The 7,781-nt window shown below is 72.1% G+C and carries 8 protein-coding genes and 1 pseudogene; 2 read left to right on the top strand and 7 right to left on the bottom strand.

Translation table 11 applies throughout. From position 1 onward, the window contains the following. Positions 1–135: 135 nt before the first annotated feature. The 7 genes from ACFWA9_RS36935 to ACFWA9_RS36965 all read right to left on the bottom strand — a co-directional run bounded on the left by ACFWA9_RS36935 (position 136) and on the right by ACFWA9_RS36965 (position 6,223). Positions 136–1,026, bottom strand: a complete 891-nt coding sequence (locus tag ACFWA9_RS36935; protein ID WP_380393554.1) for a TauD/TfdA dioxygenase family protein — start codon at positions 1,024–1,026, stop codon at positions 136–138. A gap of 37 nt (positions 1,027–1,063) precedes the next feature. Then, positions 1,064–1,423, bottom strand: a complete 360-nt coding sequence (locus ACFWA9_RS36940; RefSeq protein WP_380393557.1) for a ferredoxin family protein — start codon at positions 1,421–1,423, stop codon at positions 1,064–1,066. After that, positions 1,420–3,009 carry an FAD-binding protein gene (locus tag ACFWA9_RS36945; RefSeq protein ID WP_380393560.1) on the bottom strand — a complete coding sequence of 530 codons (1,590 nt, stop codon included), beginning with the start codon at positions 3,007–3,009 and terminating at the stop codon, positions 1,420–1,422. The genes ACFWA9_RS36940 and ACFWA9_RS36945 overlap by 4 nt, the downstream gene beginning before the upstream one ends. Positions 3,010–3,019: 10 nt before the next feature. Beyond that, positions 3,020–3,799, bottom strand: a complete 780-nt coding sequence (locus ACFWA9_RS36950) for an ABC transporter permease (protein WP_352295958.1) — start codon at positions 3,797–3,799, stop codon at positions 3,020–3,022. A 167-nt stretch (positions 3,800–3,966) separates the two neighbouring features. Further along, entirely contained in the window at positions 3,967–4,791 is an 825-nt protein-coding gene (locus ACFWA9_RS36955) for an ABC transporter ATP-binding protein (protein WP_380393564.1), read from the bottom strand. A 7-nt stretch (positions 4,792–4,798) separates the two neighbouring features. Then, positions 4,799–5,854, bottom strand: a complete 1,056-nt coding sequence (locus tag ACFWA9_RS36960; protein ID WP_380393567.1) for an ABC transporter substrate-binding protein — start codon at positions 5,852–5,854, stop codon at positions 4,799–4,801. Between the two features lie 285 nt (positions 5,855–6,139). Further along, positions 6,140–6,223, bottom strand: coding sequence for a putative leader peptide (locus ACFWA9_RS36965; protein ID WP_352296006.1), 84 nt, complete (start codon positions 6,221–6,223; stop codon positions 6,140–6,142). A gap of 223 nt (positions 6,224–6,446) precedes the next feature. On the opposite strand from ACFWA9_RS36965, the pseudogene ACFWA9_RS36970 reads away from it, so the two are divergent. Both ACFWA9_RS36970 and ACFWA9_RS36975 read left to right on the top strand, forming a co-directional pair. Beyond that, a pseudogene (locus ACFWA9_RS36970) lies at positions 6,447–6,569 on the top strand (family 1 glycosylhydrolase); the annotation flags it as partial. Between the two features lie 328 nt (positions 6,570–6,897). Then, the gene (locus tag ACFWA9_RS36975; RefSeq protein WP_380393570.1) at positions 6,898–7,668 is read left to right on the top strand and encodes a hypothetical protein; all 771 of its coding nucleotides are present in this window, start codon (positions 6,898–6,900) and stop codon (positions 7,666–7,668) included. Positions 7,669–7,781 lie beyond the last annotated feature (113 nt).

Raw genomic sequence — 7,781 nt, forward strand, 5'->3', positions numbered from 1 at the left:
CGCACCTACCCCGGGGGGGTACGCCCGTCACCCCGGGGCCGGGCCCTCCCCCCGGTGGCTTGGGCCGCCCTGGGCCCCCCCCCCCGCCGCCCGCGCCCCGGCCGCACGGAGTCCTCCGCGCGGCCGGGCCGCCGGTCAGGACGTGTAGTGCGAGGCGTCGTCACCCTCCAGCACCTGGCTGGGCTCGCCCGTGACACCCACCGGGACGTCACCGGCGACGGTGACGCGGTGCAGGCGGCGCGGCAGGTCGTCGTAGTCGTCCGGCGCGTAGTGCTGGGTGGCGCGGTTGTCGAACAGCACCACGTCCCCCAGCTCCCAGCGCCAGCGGACCACGTTCTCGGGCCGGGTCACGTACGCTTGCAGGCTGCGCAGCAGGTCGTGGGACTCGGCGGTCGGCAGGCCGACGACCGACTGCGCGAAGCCGCCGATGAACAGCCCACGCTCACCGCTCTCCGGGTGCACCCGTACCACCGGGTGGACGGTGCGGTACTTGCGGGCGGTGAAGATCCGGCGGCGCTCCTGGTCCGCGGCGTCCAACTCCTTTCCCTGCGCGTAGTCGTAGTCGTTGGTGTGCACGGCCCAGAGCCGGTCGGCGAACTCGCGCAGCTGCTCCGGAAGGTCCCGGTACGCGGCCTGGGTGTTGGCGATCAGCGTGTTGCCGCCGTACGGCGGGACGATCAGGCTGCGCAGGGTGCTGGCCTTCGGAGGCGTACGGACGAAGGTCACGTCGGTGTGCCAGTGGTTGGCCCGGCCGCCGTCCTCGCTGTCCACCGCCAGGACGTTCGGCTGGCCGTCGAGCGCGGGGACGGTCGGGTGCGCGGTGGTGAGGGTGCCGAAGTTGGCGGCGAAGCGGGTCTGGCCGTCGTCGTCCAGCCGCTGGGCGCGGAAGAAGAGCGCCTTGTGCTCCACCAACGCGGCGTTGAGCTTCCCGACGGTCTCCGCGTCGAGTGCGGCGGCGGTGTCGACGCCGAGGATCTCGGCGCCGATCCGGCCGCCGATCTTGCGGATCTCGAAGACGCTGGTCATGGGGATCTCCTTCGGACGGTGGGTGCGGTACGGACGGTCAGGAGGTGATGGGGGCGGCCGAAGCGGCCGGCCCCAGGACCGGGCCGATCGCGCGCAGGGCGCCCGGGGTCCGGCCCCGGCCCCAGCCGATCTGCGCGCGGTAGCTGCCGAGCAGCCCGGCCTCGGTCAGCCGCCGCTCGTCGCGGACGGTCGGGTCCTGCGGCTGCGGGTGGGTGTACGGGGCGACGAACAGCGCGTCGACCGGGCAGTTGGCTTCGCACTGGAAGCAGGTCTGGCAGTCGTCCTGCCGGGCGATCGACGGGATGCCGTCGGTGCCCCGCTCGAAGACGTCGGTCGGGCAGACCTTGATGCACTTGTCGCAGGCGATGCAGCGTTCCGGGGAGACGAGTTCGATCATGCGGTGACCTCCGTGGTGGTGCGGGGCAGCGGGCGGGTCCAGACCTCGTCCAGGCCGCCGGTGGCGATCCGGTGGTGCTGCGCCGGATCCTGGTCGGGGTGGTCGAGCCGGCGGGCCATCCCCCGGGATTCGGTACGGGCGAGCGCCGAGCGGTACATCCAGCGGGCGTTCGCGGCGAGCGCTGCCGCCTGCCGGGCCCGGATCGCGTCCGCACCCGTGGCCCGCAGCCCGGCCCGCAGCCGCGCCCAGGCGTCGTCGAGCACGGTGAGCGCCCCGGTGAGGCCGTCCCCGTGCCGGAGGTAGTTCTTGTCGTACGGAAGCACCTCGCGCTGGACGGTGGCGACGATCTCGCGGGCGTCCCCGCCGGGCGTCCCGGTGGGGCGCAGCCCGGCCCGGCCGGCCGGGGCGAGCGTACGACGATGGGCACCGGGTCCGAGCGCACGCGCGTACCCGGCGGCGCCCCGCCCGGCCCAGGTGCCCGAGGACATCGCCCAGGCCGCGTTGTGGCTGCCGCCGCCGGTGAAGCCCCCGCAGATCTCCTCACGGGTGGCGGCGTCCCCGGCGGCGTACAGGCCGGGGACGGTGGTGCGGCAGTCGTCGCCCGCGATCCGGATGCCGCCGGTGCCGCGCACGGTGCCCTCGGCGAGCAGGGTGACGGCGAACCGGTCGGTGAACGGGTCGATGCCCAGCCGGTCGAAGGTCAGGAAGAAGTTGGGCTGGGCCAGGCGCATCGCCCGTCGGGCCGCTTCGTCGGCGCGGTCCAGCCGGCAGTACACCTTGTTCCCCGCCAGCAGTGAACGGGCGATCACCGAACGGCCGCCCTGGCTGGCCGCGCCCTCCAACGGGGCGCCGTCCGCCGTGGTGAAGCTGGCGTACGAGTAGAAGGCGGTCTTGGTCACCGAGGTGTGCTCCGGCGCGATGCCGTAGGCGTTGGAGAACTCCATCCCCGAGAGCTCGGCGCCGACTTCGGCCGCGTACAGGGCGCCGTCGCCGGTGTTGGTGTTGGTGCCGAGTGCCTTGCTGAGGAACGCGCAGCCTCCGGTGGCGAGCACCACGGCGCCCGCCCGCACCAGGAAGGGGTGCCCGGCCTGCCGGCGGTGGCCCGCAGCACCGGCGACCGAACCGTCGGCGGCGGTGAGCAGTTCGGTGACGGGGCTGTGGTCGAGGATGCGGACGCCCGCCCGCCGCACCCGGATCCGCATCCGGCGCATGTACTCGGGGCCCTGCAGGCCGTTCCGCAGCTGGCGGCCGTCCGGACCGGTCGGGAAGGGATAACTCCCGCTGTCCGCCAGCTCGTTCATGTTGGCATAGGTCTGGTCGAGGACCCTGGCCATCCAGCGACGGTCGGCCAGGTAGCCGCCGAGCGCCTCCCGGCTCGCCATCGCCGCCTCGCGCCGCACCGGCTCCGGGTCGATGTACCAGACGCCGGTGCCGCCTGCCGCCGTCGAGCCGCTCGTCCCGCAGTACCCCTTGTCGGCCAGGACGACGTCCGCGCCCGCGCGGGCCGCGTCCAGCGCCGCCCAGGTGGCCGCCGGGCCGCCGCCGACCACCAGGACGTCGGCCGTGAACTCCTGTCGTGTACTCATGTCAGGCCTCTCAACCGCCCAGCGGGGCGCGCCAGGCGGTGAACCGGCGCTCCAGCGCGACCAGCAGCTGGTTGAAGACCAGCCCGATGACGGAGATCGTCACGATCCCCGCGTACATCTGCGGGATCGCGAAGTTGTACTGCGACGCGTTGATCAGATAGCCGAGTCCCGCCTTCGCCCCCACCATCTCCGCGGCCACCAGCACCAGGATCGACACCGCCCCGGCGAGCCGGACGCCGGTGAAGACCACCGGCACCGAGGCGGGCAGGATCACCTTCTGGAACAGCCGGGGCGCGGAGAGGTCCAGCGAGCGGGCGAGCCGGATCAGCGTCGGGTCCACGCTCCGCACCGCGCTGATGGTGTTGAGCAGGATCGGCCACAGGCAGGCGTACAGCACGATCGAGATCTTGGACGTCTCGCCGATGCCGAGGATCAGCACGAACACCGGGAGCAGGGCGAGCGCCGCCGTGTTGCGGAACAGCTCCAGCAGCGGGCTGAGCAGGTTGGCCACCGGCCGGTACCAGCCGATCAGCAGGCCGAGCGGCACACCGATCACCACCGCCAGGCCGAAGCCGCTGAGCGATCGGGTCAGGCTGGCCAGCGTGTTGTCGGCCAGCTGGCCGTTCTGCAGCAGCCCGTACCAGGCGCCCAGTACCTCGCTGAACGGCGGCAGGAAGGTCGGGTCCACCAGCTCGAACCGCGGGGCGAGTTCCCAGAGCAGCAGCAGCGCGACGATCGCCACGGACTTCGCGGCGCCGCTCAGCAGTAGCCGCAGCAGACGGCGCGGCACCCTCGACCGGACGGCCGGTGCCGGGGTCGCCGTCCCCCCCGGGGCCGGCGCCGGGGTCGATGCACTGCTCGGGGCTGATACCCCGACTGGGGCCGGCTCGACCGTGGGCCGGGGTCCGACGGGGACCGTCCGCACGTCCACCGCCGCGCGCGGGTTCAGATCGGTGCTCATATGCGGCTGACCTCTCTCTCCAACTGCTGCGCACGGCTGACCTCGTCGTGCAGCAGGCTCCAGATCTGGTGGCGGTAGCGGGCGAACTCCGGGCTGGATCGCAGGTCGTGACCGGCCGCACGCTCACCCAGGTCGATCGGGACGAGTTCCTTCACCCGGCCCGGCCGCGACGTGAGCACCGCGACGCGGCCGCCCAGGTAGACCGCCTCCTCGATGCCATGGGTGATGAACACGACGGTCTTGCCCGTCCGCTGCCAGATCCGCAGTAGTTCGTCCTGGAGCGACTCGCGGGTCTGCGCGTCGAGCGCCGCGAACGGCTCGTCCATCAACAGGACGGCCGGGTCATACGCGAGACTGCGGGCGATCGCGACCCGCTGCTTCATGCCGCCGGAGAGTTCGTGCGGGTGGCGGTCCTCGAAGCCGGTGAGACCGACCAAGTCGAGGTACTCCCGTGCCCTGGCGGCCCGTTGCCGCCTCGCCACGCCGGTGGCCTCCAGGCCGAACTCCACGTTGCCCTGGGCTGTCCGCCACGGCAGCAGTGCGTACTGCTGGAAGACGATGCTGCGGTCGATCCCCGGGCCGGTGACCGGCCGACCGTCGAGGAGGATCTCGCCGGAGGTCGGCGCCGTCAGACCCCCGAGGAGGTCCAGCAAAGTGGATTTTCCGCAGCCGCTTGGTCCGACGACCGTCAGGAGTTCGCCCTTGGCGACGTCGAGTTCGACCGAGTCGAGGGCGACGAACCCGGAGGGCGGGCGGTCTCCCGCACGCCCCCGGACCGGGAACGTCTTGGTGACCTGGCGGAGGCTGATGTGATCGGTCATCGCGGGCTCAGCTCCCGGCGGTGGGAGTGGGCGAGGCGGCCGAGTAGCCGTTGAACCGGTTGCTGTAGAGGTCGGCCGCCTTGACCTGCCCGGCCTTGATGTCACCGTGGGCGGTCAGCCAGTCGATCCAGAGCTGGAAGGTCTGGTCCGTGATCCGGCCGCCGGGCTCGGCGACGCCGAAGGACTTCCAGTACTGGAGCGCCGCGACGTCCTCGTTGCGGCCACGGCGCTTGATGATGTCCGTGCTGCGGGCGATCACCTGCTCGCGCGGCGTCGCCCGGGCCCACTCGATCGCCTTCGCGACCCCCGTCACGAAGACCCTCGACGTGGTCGGGTTCTGCTTGAGGAACCTGTCGGTCAGCACGTACGTGCCGGCGCTGAAGGCGCCCAGCAGGTCGAAGTCGCTGAACAGCGGCCTGATCCCGCCCGCCGCCAGCGCCTTCTCCCGCAGGACGCCGCCCAGCGAGGCGACCTCGATCTGCTTCTGGCGCAGCGCCTGCTCGGTGTTGACCGGGGGCACGACGATCCGCTCGACCCGGCGCAACTCCGATGCGGCGAAGCCGTTGCGCTGGAGGTAGGTGTCCAGCACCGCCTCGACGTGGGCGCCGAGCGTGTTCATCCCGACCTTCTTGCCGACCAGGTCCCGGGCGGAGCGGATCGGGCTGTCCTCCAGCACGTAGTAGCCGTTGTAGGAGGCGGCGTCGACGCCGTAGTAGCTGATCGCCGCCTTCACCGGCGCCCCGGCCGCGATCAGCTTGACGACGGCGCCGTTGAACGCCCCGCCGAAGTCCGTCTGCCCGGTCGCCGCCGACTGGATGTCCTGCGGGCCGCTGATCGTGTTACCCACCCACTCCAGCTTCACGTCGCCGAAGTAGCCGAGATCCTCCGCGAGTTCGGGCAACGTCACCTGCCCGACCCAGCCCTGGTAGCGAAGCTTCTTCGTCTCGGCGCCGCCGGCCGCCGTCGCCCGGCCGCAGGCGGCCGCCGCCGCCGCGACCGCGGCCAGCGTGAGGAACCGGCGTCGGGAGGTGGGTGGGGGAGCGGGCCATGAGGTCAGGGGCATGGGGAGGTCCTTTGCGGGGTCGGCAGGGTACGCCGACGGGGACGCGCAGCAGGGCTGCGCGTCACGCGGCGAGGCGGGTGAACGGCTGGTGGTGAACAGGAGAGCACCCGGCGGACAGGGCCAGGGCGGGGCGCCTGGGGCGCGGAGGCTGCGCAGGACGGCACGGCCGGGTACGGCGACAGCCCGGAGCTGCGGCCGCGACGTCAGGGCGACCGTGCCGGTACGGCGACCGTGCCGGTTCAGGCCGACAGGTGAGAGGAGCGCGTCAGCGACAAGGGGCGTCGGTCAGTGGCAGACAGCACAGATGGCGCTCGCGTGTCGTCGTAGATCGACGTGCAGGCGGCCCACAAGGCGCTCGGATTGGCTCACGTCCGACAGCCTGGCAGCTGACCCGAACCAGGTCAACGAATGTTCAGCCGCCGGAAGAAACCCGCCGCGGCCCGACCGAGGGCCCCGCGCAGACGCGTCCGGAGTCGCGCGGGGCGTCGCTCCCGGGGGCGGACCGGGGGTCGAGCCGGGGGTCGAGCCGGGGGTCAGCCCGTCGCTGGCGGGCGCTCGGGTGGGGCCGTACAGAAGACAGCCTGTCCGACGGGCCGAGGGCTACCACCAACGCTCTGGCCTGGTCCACGTCGACTTCGAGACGCAGCGGCGCACGCCGAAGGCCTGGTACGCCTGGTACCGCGAGCTGATCGCCATTCATCGAGCGAATGAATGAGGCTGGCGCCGCATCGGACAACGTTCGCCCGGCCAAGAGCGGTTGATCCATCGGGTGATGGGGAGATTAGTCTGGGCTCAGGTCAGGGGGAAGGGACGGTGCGCGGTTCGCCTCCGGCCGGATCGGGGCGTGATGCGGCCGGGGGCCCGGCATCGTCGTGCTGTCCGCGGTGAGGAGGAGGGCGTTCTCCTTCTCGGCCCGCTCTCCTGCCCGACGGGTCCCGGCGGCGGGAACCGCTCCTCCCGTCCGCCCGTCATTTCCAGGGGATGCCGCAGAATCGACGCCCCCTCAGCTCTCCCCACATGAACACCGAGGCCCGAGGAGATCCATGGTCGACACCGTCAGTTCACTGGCCACCCGTCTGCACGAAGTGCTGGTGGAGTTCCTGACCAAGGGACCCGCCGTGGCGGGGACCAGGGGCCTCCACGACCTCGTCGCGCGTGCCGCGGCGCTCGGCCCCGACGGTGCGTGGCTCGCCGCGTCGGGCCGTGCGAGCCTCGGTGAGCTGGCGTGCGCGCAGGGAGACGCGGAACTGGCCATCCTCCATTTTGAGGCCGCCGTGGCAGGGGGCTTCAACGACTGCGTGGCACTCCACGCGGCTGTCCTGGTCCCGTTGCACCAGGACCCCCGTTTCCGTGCCCTGTACGAGCGGATGCGCATCACCCAGGCCGACCTCGACGAGTTCTTCTGGTTGCACCGGGAGATGCGGATCACGGTGCGGGAGGCCCAGGACTCGAGCGTCGACAACATCGGCCGCCTCGACACCGGGGTGTCGCTGCTCCCGCAGGCCCCCATGCCGACCCGTGAACCGAACACCCTCGGCGTCCTGATCACCCGCATCGATCTCGCCGCCGTCCAGACCGCGCTCCAACAAGCCGTCGTGAAGGCGGAGTTCCAGCGCAGCGCCGGCAACACCAGCCTCAGTCTCATCGACGACTCGTGGGACTACCCCCGGGCCCGGATCGACGCCTGGCACGCCGACGAGCTGGAGGCCCGACGCCAACGGGCCGCCGAGGCCAGGGCCTTCGTCGAACGCCCCGGCGCCGGCACCACACTCATCCCCTGCCCACCGCTGGGCTCGATCGGCTATCCGGCCTGAGTGTCCGCCACCGCGCCCGCGCGGGGGGGGGCCCCCAGGGGGCGGCCAGCCCCCGGTGGGTTTTAAAAAAATGAAGCAGGCGACGGAAATGAGTGGGTTTTTGTAGGTGGTGG

It is taken from the genome of Kitasatospora sp. NPDC059973, from assembly GCF_042737525.1.
Taxonomy (GTDB): domain Bacteria; phylum Actinomycetota; class Actinomycetes; order Streptomycetales; family Streptomycetaceae; genus Kitasatospora.